Source organism: Actinoplanes siamensis, from assembly GCF_016862395.1.
Taxonomy (GTDB): Bacteria; Actinomycetota; Actinomycetes; order Mycobacteriales; family Micromonosporaceae; genus Actinoplanes; species Actinoplanes siamensis.
The window spans coordinates 14,555-29,981 of sequence record NZ_BOMW01000088.1 but is presented as its reverse complement, the minus strand read 5'-3'; the positions used below and the strand labels follow the sequence as shown (position 1 = coordinate 29,981).

Sequence of the window (15,427 nt, the reverse complement as noted above, 5' to 3'; positions counted from 1 at the left end):
GACCACGCCCAGCACCACCACACCCAGCACCACGACGACTCCCAGCACGACCACCACGCCCAGCACGAACACCACGCCCAGCACCATCGCCACGCCGAGCACGACCACCACGCCCGGCACCACGACCACGCCCAGCACCACCACACCCAGCACCACGACCACGCCCGGTGCGACGGTCACGCCGACCGGGACGGTCGCGCCGCCGGAGGCGCCGGACAAGGCGGTGACCACGCCACCCGGCCGGCCGGTCTCGGTCGCGCTGCCGGCCGTGGACGACCTGGGACGGCCGGTGGCGGACCGGCGGATCACCCAGCCGGCGCACGGGACGGCGCGACTGAACCCGGACGGTTCGGTGACCTACACGCCGGCTCCCGGGTTCATCGGGACCGACTCGTTCACCTACGAGATCGTCGACGCGGAGGGCAACGTGGCCTCGGGCACCATCCTCGTGACGGTGCCGGCGCCGCCGGGCGCCAGCTCCGCGCCGCCGGGCGCCAGCTCCGCGCCGGCGGGCCCCGGCTCCGCGCCGCCGTCGAGCCTGAGCCCCGCGCCGCCTTCCGGGCCGCCGGCGCTGCCCACGACGGGCGGGCCCGGACCGATGCCTCTGTTCGCCGCGGCAGGGCTGCTCACCGCGGTCGGCGGGATGCTGCTCAGGTGCGGTCGGCGGGCTCCCGGCGTACCACCTGATCGGTCTTCTCCCGCACCACGGCGAGCATCTCGTCGACGGAGGCGGCCGGGTCGGTGACCGGGAACTGTACCTCGCGGATCGTGCCGGCCGGATCGATCAGCATCGTCAGGCGCTTGAGGCGGTCGGCCCCACCGGCCCGGAAGGTGGGCAGCCGCAGCGCCGTGGCGAGCCGGCCCTCGGCGTCGGAGAGCAGCTCGTACGGCAGGGCGGCATGCTCGGCGAAGGCGCTCAGCTGGTCGGGGCGCTGGGTGCTGACCCCACGGATCCGGGCGCCCGCGGCGGCGAAGGTCTCCGCGCGGGCGCCGTACGTCGTCGTCTCCAGCGTGCAGCCGGGCGCCCCGGGAATGTCGCCCCAGAGCGGCGGATAACCCTGCGCGCCGGGCGCGAAGGCGCCCGGGAAGCAGAACAGCACGGTCCAGACGCCGGGGTCGGCCGGCGGAGTGAGCGAGCCGTCCTGCCGCGGCAGCAGGATCTCCGGGAGGCGCCGGCCGGTCAGCGCATGGGCGCGGCGGTGTTCGGCCGAGCCGGCCGCGGCGGTGGCGGTGAGCGAGCCGTCGCCGAGCACGTAGCGGTCACCCCACTCCTGCAGCGCCAGCAGCACCGGGAGCAGGCCCTCCCCCTTCGCGGTGAGCAGGTAGTCGTAGCGCGGCGGGCGGTCCGTGTACCGCCGCCGGCGCAGCACGCCGTGCTCGACCAGGGCGGCGAGCCGCTCGGCCAGCGCGCGGCGGCTCATCCCGAGCTCGCGCCGCAGAGCGTCGAAGCGGGTCACCCCACCCGCGACGTCGCGGACGATCAGGAACGTCCACCAGTCGGTGAGCACGCCCAGTGCCTGGGTGATCCCGCAGTCCACGTCTGCCAGGTCGACTTGCCTCACGCTCATCACTATAGTCAGTTCCATTATGGAACTTACTACGTTCTGGCGCTGGTGGACGGCGAGCGCGACCAGCCTGCTCGGCTCGGCGGTGACCGGGGTGGCACTGCCCCTGGCCGCGCTGACCGTGCTGCACGCGTCCGCCTTCGAGATGGGCCTGATCACCGCCGCCACCTACCTGGCGTATCTGGTGATCAGCCTGCCGGCCGGGGTGATCGTGCAGCGCCTGCCGCTGCGCCGGATCCAGGTCGGCGCCGACCTGGTCCGGGCGGCCGCGGTGGGCTCGATCCCGCTGGCCTGGTGGGGCGGGCGGCTGACGATCGCGCAGGTGATCGTGGTGGCCCTCGTGGTCAGCTTCGCCACAGTGCTGTTCGACGTGGGCAACCAGACGTTCCTGCCGCAGATCGTGCCGGCCGGGCAGCTGCAGTCCCGCAACAGCCTGACCTCCGGCACGCACGCGGCCACCCAACTGGGCGGCCCGTCGCTGGGCGGCCTGCTGGTCCAGTTGCTGGGCGCCGTGCCCACCCTGTTCGCGGACGTGGCGAGCTATCTGTTCTCCGCGGCGCTGCTGCGCACGCTGCCCGAGCGCCGGGTAGAGCCGGACCGCGACCGGCCGCCGATGCTCGCGCTGATCCGCGAGGGCTTCCGGTACGTGGTCCGGCACCCGATCATCGGCCCGTGCATGTGGGACGCCACCGCGACGAACTTCACCTGCGGCGCGATGCTGGCGCTGTTCCCCTACTACCTGGTCCGTGAGCTGGGCGCGGAGCCCGGCCTGGTGGGTCTGCTGCTCGCCGCCGACGGCCTCGGCTCACTGGCCGGCGCCGCGCTGACCACCTGGTTCACCACCCGGGTCGGCACCGCACGCGCCCTGATCGTGGCCGCGGTGGTCGGCGTGGCCGGGGCGCTGCTGATCCCGCTGGGCACCGGGCCGGTCGCCTACCTGGCGTTCGCGGCCGGCAACGTGGTCTTCGCGGTCTCCACGGTGGTGCTCAGCGTGACCACCCGGACGTACCGGATGAGGGCCAGCCCGCCGCACCTGTTGTCCCGGGTCATCGCCACTGTGAAGTTCGTGTCCTGGGGCGCCATCCCGCTCGGCGGTCTGCTGGCCGGCGCGCTGGCCGGGCCGCTCGGCGCGCGCACCACCCTGCTGCTCTTCGGCGCGCTCACCGTGATCTCACCGGTGATCTACCTGACGTCACCGGTGCGCGGGCTGCGCGACCTCGAAGATCTGACCCCGCCGGTCACGGACGAACCGCCGGCCGGCGCGGATACGGAGAAGGCGGGCCGCTGACGCGGCCCGCCTTCTCGCGGTGGTTCTACGGCTGGACTCAGAAGTCCATGTCGCCGCCGCCGGGGGCGCCGGCCGGGGCCGGGGTCTTCTCCGGCTTGTCGGCCACGACGGCCTCGGTGGTGAGGAACAGCGCGGCGATCGACGCGGCGTTCTGCAGCGCCGAGCGGGTCACCTTGGCCGGGTCGATGATGCCCGCGGCCAGCAGGTCCACGTACTCACCGTTCGCGGCGTTCAGGCCGTGGCCGGGCTCCAGGTTGCGCACCTTCTCCACCACGACGCCGCCCTCGAGGCCGGCGTTCACGGCGATCTGGCGCAGCGGGGCGTCCAGGGCCACCTTGACGATGTTGGCACCGGTGGCCTCGTCGCCCGACAGGTCCAGCTTGTCGAACGCGGTCTTGCCGGCCTGCACCAGCGCGACGCCACCACCCGGGACGATGCCCTCCTCGACGGCCGCCTTCGCGTTGCGAACGGCGTCCTCGATGCGGTGCTTGCGCTCCTTGAGCTCGACCTCGGTGGCCGCGCCGACCTTGATCACCGCAACACCGCCGGCCAGCTTGGCCAGACGCTCCTGCAGCTTCTCGCGGTCGTAGTCGGAGTCCGAGCGCTCGATCTCGGCGCGGATCTGGTTGACCCGGCCCTGGATCTGCTCGGCGTTGCCGGCACCGTCGACGATGGTGGTCTCGTCCTTGGTGATGACGACCTTGCGCGCCTGGCCCAGCAGGGACAGGTCGGCGGCGTCCAGCTTGAGGCCGACCTCCTCGCTGATGACCGCGCCACCGGTGAGGATGGCGATGTCCTCGAGCATGGCCTTGCGGCGGTCACCGAAGCCCGGGGCCTTGACGGCGACGGACTTGAAGGTGCCACGGACCTTGTTGACGACCAGGGTGGCCAGCGCCTCGCCCTCGACGTCCTCAGCGATGATCACCAGCGGCTTGCCCGACTGCATGACCTTCTCCAGGACCGGCAGCAGGTCCTTGACCGCGGAGATCTTGCTGTTCGCGATCAGGATGTAGGGGTCGTCGAAGACGGCCTCCATACGCTCGGCGTCGGTCATGAAGTACGCCGAGATGTAGCCCTTGTCGAAGCGCATGCCCTCGGTGAGCTCCAGCTCCAGCCCGAAGGTGTTGCTCTCCTCGACGGTGATGACGCCTTCCTTGCCGACCTTGTCCATGGCCTCGGCGATGATCTCGCCGACCGTGGTGTCGCCGGCCGAGATGGAGGCGGTGGAGGCGATCTGCTCCTTGGTCTCCACGTCCTTGGCGAGCTGCTGGAGGCCCTCGGAGACGCTGGCCACGGCGGCCTCGATGCCCCGCTTCAGGGCCATCGGGTTCGCGCCCGCGGCCACGTTGCGCAGGCCCTCCCGGACCAGCGCCTGGGCCAGGACGGTCGCCGTCGTCGTGCCGTCACCGGCGACGTCGTCGGTCTTCTTGGCGACCTCCTTGACCAGCTCGGCGCCGATCTTCTCGTACGAGTCCTCGAGCTCGATCTCCTTGGCGATGGACACACCATCGTTGGTGATCGTGGGGGCGCCCCACTTCTTCTCGAGAACGACGTTGCGGCCCTTCGGGCCGAGGGTCACCTTGACCGCGTCGGCGAGCTGGTTCATGCCCCGCTCGAGGCCCCGGCGAGCCTCCTCGTCGAATGCGATGATCTTGGCCATACGGCGTTGTCCTCCCGGACATCCGCGGTTGCCGGGCCGGTTCGGCCCGTCCCCGCACACTTGAGGAAGTCTGTGGACGTCACCACCTGGCGATGTGACGTCCTCAGGCCGAGCCGGATAGCCCGCGACGACCGGTTTCGTGCCCCGGCGCCGATGGCGGCGCCGCGACCGGAACCCCACCGTCCCGACCTGCTTGGCACTCACAGGGCGCGAGTGCCAATCACTTGTTTAGCACTCCCGGGTACCGAGTGCAAGAAACCCCATCTTCCCGCGAAACGCCTACGGCCGGTCCGGAAACCGGCGAAAGATCTTCAGTCCCAGGTCAGCGACGGTTTTGCGGCAAGAAGGTTGCCCCCGGCGGCCGCTGCGGGTACTGAGAACGCATGGAAAGTTGGACCGTGCGCCGAGTCACCCCGGAGGATGCCGGGCGGATGCGCGCGCTGCGGCTGGAGATGCTCGCGGACAGTCCCCTCGCATTCCTGGAGACACTGGCCCAGGCGGCCGCCCGGTCGCACGAGGGCTACCGCCGGCGGCTCGGGATGGCCGCCGAGGGTCCGCAGCTGGCGCAATTCGTGGCGGACCCGGGTGACGGGCCACTGCTCGGCCACGCCGGCGGCACCGAGATCCCGGAGGAGCCGCTGGTGACGGTGGTCTTCTCGGTCTACCTGACGCCGGCCAGCCGGGGCGGGAAGATGCTCGCCAGCCTGGTGGAGACGGTGGCCGACTGGTCCACGGCGGCCGGGCGGCACGAGCTGATGCTGGAAGTGGTGGTGGGCAACGGGCGGGCCGTCCGGGCGTACGAGAAGCTGGGTTTCGAGGACACCGGCGTGCGCCTGCCACACCCGACAGTGCCCGTTCTCACACAGCTCCAGATGCGACGGCGGCTCTGATGGCCACGCCACCGTCTGACCGAGGCGGCGACCCGCGCCGTCGGCCGGCGACCACCGGCCACGCCGCGGCCACGCGACGCCGGCATGTCACCCGGACCGTGCTCGCCGCCGCGAACCGGGCCATCGGCCGTGGCGCGGCCACGCGACGCCGGCATGTCACCCGGACCGTGCTCACCGCCGCGAACGGGACCACCGGCGCCGGGCTGCTCCTCGCGCTGGCCACCCGCACCAGGATCCGGCGCGGGCGCAACGGGGTGCTGATCGCCGAGGGCTGGCGGCTGCCGATGCCGCCGGCGTCCTGCTTCACGGTCGGCTCGGTGATCATCACGCGGCGCAGCGCGGAGTGGCTGCTCGCCGAGGAGCGGGCCGAGCTGCTCGCCCACGAGAGCCGGCACGCCGGGCAGTACGCGGTGCTCGGGCCACTCTTCTGGCCGGCGTACTGGGTCGCTTGTGGCTGGTCCTATCTGGCGACCGGCTCCTACGGCGTACACAATTATTTCGAACGCCGGGCCGGGCTGAAAGCCGGCGGATACCCGGAGGAGCTGCCACTACGCCCGTGGCTGCGGAGAATTTGGTCGGGAGGACGGACGCACAGCACCTCCGGCACGTAGCCATTGGGTCAGCACTGGGGTCGTTGGGTCCCTCGGAGATTGTCGCCAAGCTCAGGTGAGGGGCCTCTTACGGCGTCGCGTCCTCCCGCGACAAGCATCCTGCCCATCCGGAGATCGGCGCGCAAGTCCTCGGAGGTAGGAATATTCGACAACCGGCAGATGGCCGATTACCGACAGTTAGCCCAACAGGCCCGCCTCGCGCGCGCCGCGCAGCGACGGCTTGATCCGGTGGGTCGGCCCGACCTCCGCGGCGATCGCGTCCAGCGTCTTCAGGCCCTCGCCGGTGTTGTAGACGACTGTCTCCTTCGCCGGGTCCAGCTTGCCGCTCTCCACCAGCTTCTTCAGCACCGCGACAGTGGTGCCGCCGGCGGTTTCGGCGAACACTCCTGTGGTCCGGGCGAGCAGCCGGATGCCCTCGCGGATCTCCTCGTCGTTCGCGTAGTCCATCCAGCCGCCGGTGCGGCGGACCGCCTCGATCGCATACGGACCGGCAGCCGGGTCACCGATGTTCAGCGACTTCGCGATGCCGGTCGGCTTCACCGGGGTGATCACGTCGGTGTCGTTGTGCAGCGCCACAGCGATCGGGTTGCACCCCTGCGACTGCGCGCCGAACACCGTCCAGCCGCCCGCCGGCGCCTCCGCCAGTCCGATCTCGACCAGCTCGCTGAACGCCTTGTCCACCTTGGTGAGCAGCTCGCCGGAGGCCATCGGGATGACCACCTGAGCCGGGATGCGCCAACCCAACTGCTCGGCCACCTCGTAACCGAGCGTCTTCGAACCCTCCGCGTAGAACGGCCGGACGTTCACGTTGACGAATGCGGTGTCCTCGAACTCGTCCGTTTCCACCAGCTCGCTGCAGAGCCGGTTCACGTCGTCGTAGGAGCCCTCGATCGCGACCAGGTCGCCGCCGTAGACAGCGGTCGTGACGACCTTGCCCGGCTCCAGGTCGGACGGGATGAAGACGATGCTCGGCACGCCCGCGCGGGCCGCGTGGGCGGCCACCGAGTTCGCCAGGTTGCCGGTTGAGGCGCAGGAGAAGCGGGTGAAGCCCAGCTCCTTGGCGGCGGTCAGCGCCACCGAGACCACCCGGTCCTTGAACGAGTGGGTCGGGTTCTGCGAGTCGTCCTTGATCCAGAGCTGGCCGGTGAGGCCCAGCTCGGCGGCGAGTTGCGGGGCGCTGACCAGCGGCGTCAGGCCCGGGTCGAGCGTCACCCGGGTCGCTGGGTCCTGGCCGGCGGGCAGCAGCGCCGCATACCGCCAGATGTTCTGTGGGCCCGCCTCGATCTCGGCCCGGGTCACCCGCGCGAGCGCGGCCTCGTCGTAGGCCACCTCGAGCGGGCCGAAACACTCGTAACAGGCGTGCTGCGCGGCGAGCGGATATTCCGTGCCGCAGGCGCGGCAGACGAGGCCGCGGGCGGGCGAGCTGGTGGTAGCGGCGGGTGCAGTGACGGTGGACGTCATCGAGGCCTTCCCTCTCATCTTTCCCGGCGGCGACCTGCCGCGGGGACGGAATTAGCACCTGCCGCGCGCGGCCTCGTCATCGAGACATGCGCGGTGGTTGCCGGGGCTTCACAGGGCCGTTCCCTCTGCCCCTCTGGATGAGGTATTCAGTTGTTTCCCGAAGCTTACGACGAAGGATCGGCGATTCCCCAGTGAGTTCCCGAGGTGTGAGCCAGCTCCTTCCGGTTCCGTCCGCGGGTGCCGCGCCGTCCCGCCCTTAGCCCTTCGTGATCATTTTTCGGACAAAACCCTGATTTCGGATTCCCGATGCCGTACGCCCGGCGCGCACGAACCGTCGTTCCCACCGAGCCGGCGGGAGACGAGTCAGCACGCCCGACACCCTCACCCACAGCGCGCACCCTCCGGCTGGCCACCAGGGTGAGCCAGCCTCCGAGAGACACCGTCCAGCACCAGCCCACGCTTTTCGGCTGGTCGCCAGAAACGCGTCGGTGTGCCGGGACACTCCGACGGACCGGGGCCAGCCGTGGAGGGCCGCACGATCCGCCGTCCTCCGAGCCGGAGCTGGCGGCGGGCTTGGTGGTCAGAGGTCGGCGACGCAGGCGTACTGGGTGGCGACCGGGCGGTAGCCGAGCCGCGTGTTGATCGCGAGCATCGGGGTGTTGGACTCGTCGTTGGCGGTGAACGCCGTGGTCGCGCCGACGGCCGCGGCCCGGCGCAAGGCCTCGATCTTGACCTGGAGGGCCAGGCCGCGCCCGCGGTGCTCCGGGACGGTCGCGGTCATGTCCGACCAGACTCGCGTTCCGGCCCGGATCAGCAGCGAGAAGGAGACGATCGACCCGTCGACGACGGCTACCGTGCTCAAGCCGTGGTCGAGGTCGGGATTGTCCCAGATGTCGTAGCGCCAGGATGCGAACGAAGGGGCCTGCGGCACGACGTCCCCGGGCTCGTCGACAGCCGCCGCCGCGTCGGCGAGGTAGAACTCCTCCGCGTCGACCTCACGCAGCGAGACCAGCCGCACCGCACCCGGCGGAACCGGAACCGCCGGGGCGCCGTCCGAGCGCAGATCCCCTGCCCGTGTGCTCACCGGCCGCGCGTCTCTCGAAAGCGGATACCCCAGGCGTGCGTCCCCCGGCTGCGCGTCTTCCGGCCCCGCGTCGCCCGGCCGCGCGTCTCCTGACCCCGCGCTTCGCGGCTGCGCGTCTCGCCGTGTCGTCGAACTGGGGTCCGCTGGGTGAGGGGTGGCGAACCGCGTCAGGTCCAGAGCGGAATAACGCAGCTCCCGGGTCGCCTCGAAGCCGTGACGCCGAGCGAACCGCAACCCGTCCGGGGTGGCGGTGGCACCGGCCCGGACGATCCCGGCCGCCCGGAGGTGGGCGGCGGCCGCGGCCAGCAGCGCGCCACCGATGCCCTTGCGGCGGGCGCCGGGAAGCACCTGGAGCAGCGAGACCTTGCCGAACCCGGCCTCGGCGGACCGGACGTCGCGATACGCCGAGACCCACCCGGCCAGTTCGCCGTCCAGCTCGGCGACGAATGCCGCCCGGTCTTCCCCGGCCGGCGGGTCGGCGATGGTGCGCCTGGTGTCGGCCTCACCCCGTACCAGATAGGGGTGGATCTCGGCGCAGACCGCGACCATCCCGGCAGCATCGGCCACCGCCGCCGGTCGAATGTTGTAATCAGCCACCGGCCGATCCTGCGGTTCCAGGGAGAGCCGGTCAACGCATCGGACCGGCCGGCGCGCGAGACAGGCGGGCGGGGGTGCGACGCCGACACGCCGCGCGACGCCGACACGCCGCGCAAGGCCGGCGGGCGCAAGGCCGACACCCGGACGCGACTCCGGTGAGCCGGTCGGAACGGCCGGCCGGCGGGTGCGAGGTTCGCTACGCCGCCGGGGCCGCTGGGTCAGGAGGTGATGTCCTTGCGCGTGAAGCGGTAGAAGGCCGCGCCCCAGAACAGAACCGCATAGACGATCGCCGAGATCGCGCCCTTGGCCAGGTCCTCGGTCTGGACCGGGGTGGAGAGCAGGCCCAGCCAGGCGTCGCTGTAGTGGGTGGGCAGCGCGTCGCGGATCGAGCCGAGTGCGGTGATCTGGTCCAGGATGCTGGAGAGGATCCAGAGCAGCACGGCTCCCCCGACCGCGCCCAGGGCGGCGTCGGTGAGGACCGAGAGCAGAAAGGCCAGGCCCGCCACGACCAGCAGGATCACCGCGAGGTAGGCCAGGATGCCGAGCAGCCGCAGCACGCCCTGCCCGGGTGGGATCTGGGCGGCGATGGTGCTGCCCAGCGGGTGCCAGCCGTACCGCAGGGTCCCGACCAGCAGGCCGGTCCCGGCGAGCAGGACGAGCGCGAGGAAGGAGTATCCGAGCGCCACCACCAGTTTGACCGCGAGCAGGCGGGCCCGCGGGACCGGGATCGCCAGCAGGTAACGCAGGCTGCCCCAGCTCGCCTCGCTCGCCACGGTGTCGCCGGCGAAGAGCGCGAAGACCACCACGAGCAGGAAACCGGCCGAGACCGCCAGGCCGAACAGGGCGAAGTTGAGCCCGCCCGAGGTGGCCAGGTCGACCAGGCTGCTGAAGGCCCCGCCGCCGTTGCGGTCGTCGTCGCTGTCGCCGCCCCCGCCGAACTCGAAGGCGACCAGGATGATCAGCGGCAGCAGCACCATGAAGCCCAGCGCCAGCTGGGTCCGCCGCCGGGACGCCTGCCGCCGGATCTCCGCGACGATCGGCAACGTCCGCGACGGCCGGTACCCGGCCGCGGCATCGGTGCGACGCGGCGCGGCGCCGGGGCGCTCGGCCGCCGACGTGGCGTCACGACCGTCGGACCCGGCGCCGGAACGGCCCGCCGCCGGCGCGGCGTCGGACGGGACCGCTGGGGGGAGGCCACCGGCGGGCGGGACGCCGGGCGGGTTGGTGTGGCTGGCGGTCATCGGTCTCCACTTCCCCGGGAGTTGTCGCCGACCAGGGCCAGGAACGCGTCCTCCAGGCGGCGGCGCGGCACCACGCGGTCGACGCCGACGCCGGCCCGGACCAGCGAGGCCACCACCTCGGCGCGTGGGGTGCCGTTCATGTCGACGATCAGGCTGCTGGCGCCGTCCGGGGTGACCGAACGGACGCCCAGGCCGGTGAGGATCTCGGTGGCGGCCGGGACGTCGGTGACGTCGATGGCGACCGACGGGGACTCGCCGACGATCTCCTCGACCGGGCCCGAGGCCACGATGCGGCCCTTGTTGACCACCACGGCGTGGGTGCAGGTCTGCTCCACCTCGGCGAGCAGGTGGCTGGAGACCAGCACGGCGCGGCCGTCGGTGGCGTAACGCTGGAGCACCCGGCGCATCTCGGCGATCTGCGGCGGGTCGAGGCCGTCCGTGGGCTCGTCGAGCACGAGCAGCTCGGGCAGGCCGAGCATGGCCTGGGCGATGGCCAGGCGCTGGCGCATGCCGTGGCTGTAGTTCTTCGTCCGGCGGTGGACCGAGGCGCCCAGGCCGGCGATCTCCAGCGCCTCGTCGAAGCGGGCGTCCTCCCACGGGCGGCCGGTGGCCCGCCAGTAGGCCCGCAGGTTCTCGTAGCCGGTCAGGTGCGGGAGGAAGCCGGGGCCCTCGACCAGCGCGCCGACCCGGGACAGGATCTGCGCGCCGGGCACCAGCCGATGGCCGAAGACGTGGATCTCGCCGGCGGTCGGGGTGGTCAGGCCCATCAGCACGCGCAGCGTGGTGGTCTTGCCGGCGCCGTTCGGCCCGAGCAACCCGACGACCTGGCCGCGCTCGACGGTGAAGCCGATCTCCTCGACCGCGACGAACCCGTCCTGGTAGGCCTTGCGCAGGCCGGTGACGACCAGCGGCGTGCCCGCGTACGCCTGGTTCACCGCGATGACCCGGCGGCGGCGCCGGGCGCGGCGGAACAACAGCAGGACCACGAGGCCGAGCAGGACCGCCGCGATCAGCGCGCCCAGGGCGTACCACCAGATCGCCGCGGGTGACGAGATCGCCGTGCCCACCAGGGTGGGCAGCGTCAGCTGCCCGTCGACCGCCACGGTGTAGGTGGCCGGGGCGGCCGGGGACAGGAACGCCTGGTCCGAGGTCGCCACCACGACCTGGAGCGTGTGGCCGGCCTCGAGCCGTCGGACGATCGCCGGCAACGTCACGGTCACCGGCCGCGCGTCACCGATCCGCTCGGGCAGGCCGGTGAGCCGGACCGGGGCGACCAGTCCGGCGCTGAGCGTGGGGGCGCCGGCCGGATCGACGTCGTAGAGCTTGACGAAGAGCACCGCCTCGCCGGTCGGCGAAGCGGCCCGCAGCGCGAGCGCCGGAGCGCCGGCCACCTCGATCGAACCGGTCAGCGGGGCGGTGGCGAACGTGGCGTGCTGCCCCGGGATGTCGCTGGCGACGTTGCCGCTGAGCAGCGAGCTCAGGCGGCTGCCGAGGCCGGGGAGGGCGGACAGCGCGGCGGGGTTGCCGTTCGGCGGGTTGGCGATCGGCTGCGCCGATCCGGTGAGGGTCAGGCGGGCGTTCCCGGTGCCGGTGATTCCCGGGTACGCCGGAGCCGAGTACCCGTTCGTCACCAGGTCACGGTCCATCGCGCTGAACCCGGCCACCCGGGACCAGGTGAAGTCGTCGCCGGGCGCCGCGCCGTCGCCCTTCACGTAGTGGTCGAGCCACTGCGCCGTGAGGAACTTGACGCGGTCCTGGTCGGAGCCGGGGCCGGCGCCGCCGTCGTGGCCACCGGTGAACCAGGCGACCTTGACCGGCGTGCCGGTGGCGGCGATGCCCTTGGCATTGGCGTCCGCCTCGGAGAGCGGGAAGAGCGTGTCCACCGCGCCCTGGACGAGCAGCGTGGGCGCCTTGATCCGGTCGAGCACGGTGGCCGGGCTGGACTTGCGCAGCAGGTCGAGGGCGGCCTGGTCGGGCGTGCCCGAGGTGGCCATCGACAGGTACGCCCGGCAGACGTCGGCGGCGAACCGCCCGCACGCCGGATCGTCGCCGCCGGAGCTGGAGCCGAAGAAGACGCCGGCCCAGCCCTTCTTGAAGACGCCTGTGGCGTCGGTGGCGGCGGACTGCGGGAGGAACGCCCGGCCCAGATCGTTCCAGGTGATCGACGGGACGATCGCGTCGACCCGCTGATCCTGCCCGGCCAGCAGCAGGGCGAGGGCCCCGCCGTACGACCCGCCGACCACGCCGACCCGGGGGTCGCCGGCCGTGTCGGTGCGCACCTCGGGGCGCCGGGCCAACCAGTCGAGCAGGCGCTGCGCGTCCTTCACCTCGTAGTCCGGGCTGTCCAGGTGGATCTGGCCGGTGCTGCGGCCGAAGCCCTGCGCGGTCCAGGTGAGCACTGCGTAACCGCGGGCCGCGAGCGACTCGGCGTCCTGGCGGACCGAGTCCTTCGTGCCGCCGAAACCGTGCGCGAGCAGCACCGCGGGCACCTTGCCGGACCGCTCGCGGGGCAGCAGGAAGCGGGCGTCCAGGTCGACCGGCTGATCGCCGGCGGGACCGGACCGCACCGTGATCCGCAGGTCCTGGGCGGTCCAGGCGGCCCGCTCGGGCAGCACCGCCCAGACGGTGGCGGCGGCGAGCAGCACGAGCACCACCGCGGCGGTGACCGCCCGGCGCCGGGTCACCCGGGGTAACGCAGACATGGCGCCCAACCTAGCCCGGCCCGCCTGAGCACGACCTGTGAACGTGCCTGCGAGCCCGCGGCGGTTAGCGTGGAACCCTCGAACTCGAGCGATCAATCGAAAGGCGCACCCGGTGGCAGACGATCTCACGCTGACCGTGACCCTGCGGCCGGCGGCCCTGGACGCCCGGCGCGGCATCGTGCGCCTGCACCCCGAGGTGATGGCCGCCCTGGCGCTGCGCCCGGGCGACCCGGTGCGGCTGGCCGGCACCCGGGTCACCGCCGGGATCGTGGCTCGGGCCGAGGCCGGCGCCAGCCGCGCCCTGCTCTACGCCGACGACCTCACCCTGGGCAACCTCGGCATGCGCGACGGCGGCCAGGTCACTGTCACTCCGGTGCCGGTGGCCGCGGCGCGCCGGGTGACGCTGGCCGGCGCCCCGGAGATCGTCGCCGTGGTCTCGCCGGAGATGCTGCGGCTGGCGCTGCTCGGCAAGGTGGTCAGCACCGGTGACGACGTGTCGCTGCTGCCGCAGGACGTGCTGCCGGAGGCCGGGCACCGGTCGCTGGTCGAGGCGGCCCGGCGCAGCCTGGCCAACCGGGTCGGCTACCTGTGGACCAGCGCCCTGCTGACCGTCGCCGAGGTCGAGGACACCGACGCCGCCCTGGTCACCATGGACACCGTGGTGGCCTGGCAGGGCGGCCCGGCGGCGGCCGCGGCGGGCGGCACGGTCGCCACCCGCGGCACGCCTCCCGAGGCGCCCGCGTCGACCGACCCGGAGGTGCCGCCACCGAGCATCGACGACCTGCCCGGGCTCCGGTCCCAGGCCAAGGAGCTGGAGGAACTGCTCGACCTGGGCTTCCACCACCGGGAAGTGCTGGCCAAGCTGGGCACCAGGGTCAGTCTCGGGGTGCTGCTCTCGGGACCCTCCGGGTCCGGGAAATCAGCGCTGGTACGGGCGGTGGCCGCCACGGTCGGCGCGGAGGTGCGCCCGGTGTGGGCGCCGGAGCTGGCCGCGCTCACCAACGACGCGGCCGCCCGCCGGCTCCGTGCGCTGGCCGGTGAGGTGCGCGGCGGCAAGCCCGCGGTGCTGCTGGTCTCGGACGTGGAGGCGCTGGCGCCCCGGGACGAGCCGGGCCCGTTGTCGACGGTGTTCCGCCAGGTGCTCACCGAGACGGTGGCCGCCGGCGCGGCGGTCGTCTGCACCACCAGCAAGCCGGAGTCGGTGGACCCGTCCCTGCGTGCCCCGGACGTGCTCGCCGTGCAGTTGACCGTGCCGCTGCCGGACGCCGCGATGCGCCGCGAGCAGTTGGTTGTGCTGACCCGCGGGATGCCGCTGGCCGAGGACGTGCGCCTGGACGACGTGGCCGGCCGTGCTCCCGGGTTCGTCGCCGCCGACCTGGGCGCGCTGGCCCGGGAGGCCGGGGTCCGCGCCGCGCTCCGGCAGAAGGTGTCCGAGTCGCCGACCGTGACGATGGCCGACTTCGAGGCGGCGCTCGAGGTGGTCCGGCCGACGTCGATGGCGGACTCCACCTTGGAGGTCGCCGCGGTCACCCTGGACGAGGTCGGCGACATGGCCGAGGTCAAGCAGGTGCTGACCGAGTCGGTGCTGTGGCCGCTGACCTATCCGGACACGTTCGCCCGGCTGGGCGTGTCGCCGCCGCGCGGGGTGCTGCTCTACGGGCCGCCCGGGTGCGGCAAGACGTACCTGGTCAAGGCGATCGCCGGAACCGGCAAGGCGAACGTGCTCTCGGTCAAGGGCGCCGAGCTGCTCAGCAAGTGGGTGGGCGACAGCGAGCGGGCGGTGCGCGAGCTGTTCCGCCGGGCCCGGGAGGCGGCGCCCACCCTGGTCTTCCTGGACGAGGTGGACGCTCTGGCCCCGGCCCGCGGGCAGGGCAGCGACGGCGGGGTGACCGACCGGGTGGTGGCGGCGCTGCTCACCGAACTGGACGGAGTGGAGGACCTGCGCAACGTGGTGGTGATCGGGGCGACCAACCGGCCGGACCTGATCGACCCGGCGCTGCTGCGGCCGGGGCGGTTGGAGCGCCTGGTCTACGTGCCGCCGCCGGACGGGCCGGCGCGGGCCGCGATCCTGCGGGCGTCGGCCCGGTCGGTGCCGCTCGACGAGTCGGTCGATCTGGACGCGCTCGGCGCGGACCTGGAGGGGTTCTCGGCGGCTGACTGCGCTGCGCTGATCCGGGAGTCGGCGCTGGCCGCGATGCGGGACTCGCTGGAGGCCTCGACGGTCACCGCGGCGAACGTGAGCACCGCGCGGGAACGCGTGCGGGCCTCACTCGACGCCGCTCAGGTGGCCTGGCTGGAGTCGTACGCCCGAATCCACCAACCCTGACC

General features: G+C 72.7%; 12 protein-coding genes, 1 pseudogene and 1 riboswitch. Of the genes and pseudogenes, 5 read left to right on the top strand and 8 right to left on the bottom strand.

The annotated features are described in order from the left end of the window. On the bottom strand, positions 1-309 hold a 309-nt coding region (locus tag Asi03nite_RS38295; RefSeq protein ID WP_239103149.1), incomplete at its 3' end, for a hypothetical protein. On the opposite strand from Asi03nite_RS38295, the pseudogene Asi03nite_RS39045 reads away from it, so the two are divergent. Continuing rightward, positions 224-397 (top strand): annotated as a pseudogene (locus Asi03nite_RS39045) (Ig-like domain-containing protein); the annotation flags it as partial. The gene Asi03nite_RS38295 and the pseudogene Asi03nite_RS39045 sit on opposite strands and share 86 nt — an antisense overlap. 2 nt (positions 398-399) lie before the next feature. On the opposite strand, the gene Asi03nite_RS38290 reads toward Asi03nite_RS39045, so the two are convergent. Further along, positions 400-630 carry a hypothetical protein gene (locus tag Asi03nite_RS38290; RefSeq protein WP_239103148.1) on the bottom strand — a complete coding sequence of 77 codons (231 nt, stop codon included), beginning with the start codon at positions 628-630 and terminating at the stop codon, positions 400-402. Positions 631-650: 20 nt separating this feature from the next. Further along, the gene (locus Asi03nite_RS34925; protein ID WP_203684795.1) at positions 651-1,562 is read right to left on the bottom strand and encodes a winged helix-turn-helix transcriptional regulator; all 912 of its coding nucleotides are present in this window, start codon (positions 1,560-1,562) and stop codon (positions 651-653) included. Positions 1,563-1,587: 25 nt separating this feature from the next. Between Asi03nite_RS34925 and Asi03nite_RS34920 the strand changes: the two genes are divergently transcribed. Continuing rightward, positions 1,588-2,853, top strand: a complete 1,266-nt coding sequence (locus Asi03nite_RS34920; protein ID WP_203684794.1) for an MFS transporter — start codon at positions 1,588-1,590, stop codon at positions 2,851-2,853. Positions 2,854-2,890: 37 nt separating this feature from the next. Here the strand turns inward: Asi03nite_RS34920 and groL are convergent, their stop codons facing one another. Beyond that, positions 2,891-4,513 carry a chaperonin GroEL gene (gene groL / locus Asi03nite_RS34915; protein ID WP_203684793.1) on the bottom strand — a complete coding sequence of 541 codons (1,623 nt, stop codon included), beginning with the start codon at positions 4,511-4,513 and terminating at the stop codon, positions 2,891-2,893. A gap of 383 nt (positions 4,514-4,896) precedes the next feature. Here groL and Asi03nite_RS34910 point away from each other — a divergent pair, with 383 nt between their 5' ends. After that, positions 4,897-5,403 carry a GNAT family N-acetyltransferase gene (locus Asi03nite_RS34910; RefSeq protein ID WP_203684792.1) on the top strand — a complete coding sequence of 169 codons (507 nt, stop codon included), beginning with the start codon at positions 4,897-4,899 and terminating at the stop codon, positions 5,401-5,403. Then, a complete protein-coding gene (locus Asi03nite_RS34905) occupies positions 5,403-6,014 on the top strand; it encodes a hypothetical protein (RefSeq protein WP_239103147.1) in 612 nt (203 codons plus the stop codon). The genes Asi03nite_RS34910 and Asi03nite_RS34905 overlap by 1 nt, the downstream gene beginning before the upstream one ends. Positions 6,015-6,191: 177 nt before the next feature. Here Asi03nite_RS34905 and thrC read toward each other — a convergent pair whose 3' ends face one another. The 4 genes from thrC to Asi03nite_RS34885 form a co-directional block, all read right to left on the bottom strand. Continuing rightward, complete coding sequence (thrC, locus tag Asi03nite_RS34900; protein WP_203684791.1) at positions 6,192-7,475, bottom strand: threonine synthase; 1,284 nt, start codon at positions 7,473-7,475, stop codon at positions 6,192-6,194. An 11-nt stretch (positions 7,476-7,486) separates the two neighbouring features. Continuing rightward, a riboswitch (SAM riboswitch) is annotated at positions 7,487-7,619 on the bottom strand. 436 nt (positions 7,620-8,055) lie between these two features. After that, complete coding sequence (locus Asi03nite_RS34895) at positions 8,056-9,156, bottom strand: GNAT family N-acetyltransferase (RefSeq protein WP_203684790.1); 1,101 nt, start codon at positions 9,154-9,156, stop codon at positions 8,056-8,058. 218 nt (positions 9,157-9,374) lie between these two features. Then, positions 9,375-10,397, bottom strand: coding sequence for an ABC transporter permease (locus tag Asi03nite_RS34890; protein ID WP_239103146.1), 1,023 nt, complete (start codon positions 10,395-10,397; stop codon positions 9,375-9,377). Beyond that, positions 10,394-13,099, bottom strand: coding sequence for an alpha/beta fold hydrolase (locus Asi03nite_RS34885; protein ID WP_203684789.1), 2,706 nt, complete (start codon positions 13,097-13,099; stop codon positions 10,394-10,396). The genes Asi03nite_RS34890 and Asi03nite_RS34885 overlap by 4 nt, the downstream gene beginning before the upstream one ends. Positions 13,100-13,211: 112 nt before the next feature. Between Asi03nite_RS34885 and Asi03nite_RS34880 the strand changes: the two genes are divergently transcribed. Then, the gene (locus Asi03nite_RS34880) at positions 13,212-15,425 is read left to right on the top strand and encodes an AAA family ATPase (RefSeq protein WP_203684788.1); all 2,214 of its coding nucleotides are present in this window, start codon (positions 13,212-13,214) and stop codon (positions 15,423-15,425) included. The last annotated feature ends 2 nt before the right edge of the window (positions 15,426-15,427 follow it).

Coding starts and splice junctions, on each gene's coding strand:
- Asi03nite_RS34920 (WP_203684794.1), top strand. CDS start 1,588: ATGGAACTTACTACGTTCTGGCGCTGGTGGACGGCGAGCGCGACCAGC.
- groL (WP_203684793.1), bottom strand. CDS start 4,513: ATGGCCAAGATCATCGCATTCGACGAGGAGGCTCGCCGGGGCCTCGAG.
- Asi03nite_RS34910 (WP_203684792.1), top strand. CDS start 4,897: ATGGAAAGTTGGACCGTGCGCCGAGTCACCCCGGAGGATGCCGGGCGG.
- Asi03nite_RS34905 (WP_239103147.1), top strand. CDS start 5,403: ATGGCCACGCCACCGTCTGACCGAGGCGGCGACCCGCGCCGTCGGCCG.
- thrC (WP_203684791.1), bottom strand. CDS start 7,475: ATGACGTCCACCGTCACTGCACCCGCCGCTACCACCAGCTCGCCCGCC.
- Asi03nite_RS34890 (WP_239103146.1), bottom strand. CDS start 10,397: ATGACCGCCAGCCACACCAACCCGCCCGGCGTCCCGCCCGCCGGTGGC.
- Asi03nite_RS34885 (WP_203684789.1), bottom strand. CDS start 13,099: ATGTCTGCGTTACCCCGGGTGACCCGGCGCCGGGCGGTCACCGCCGCG.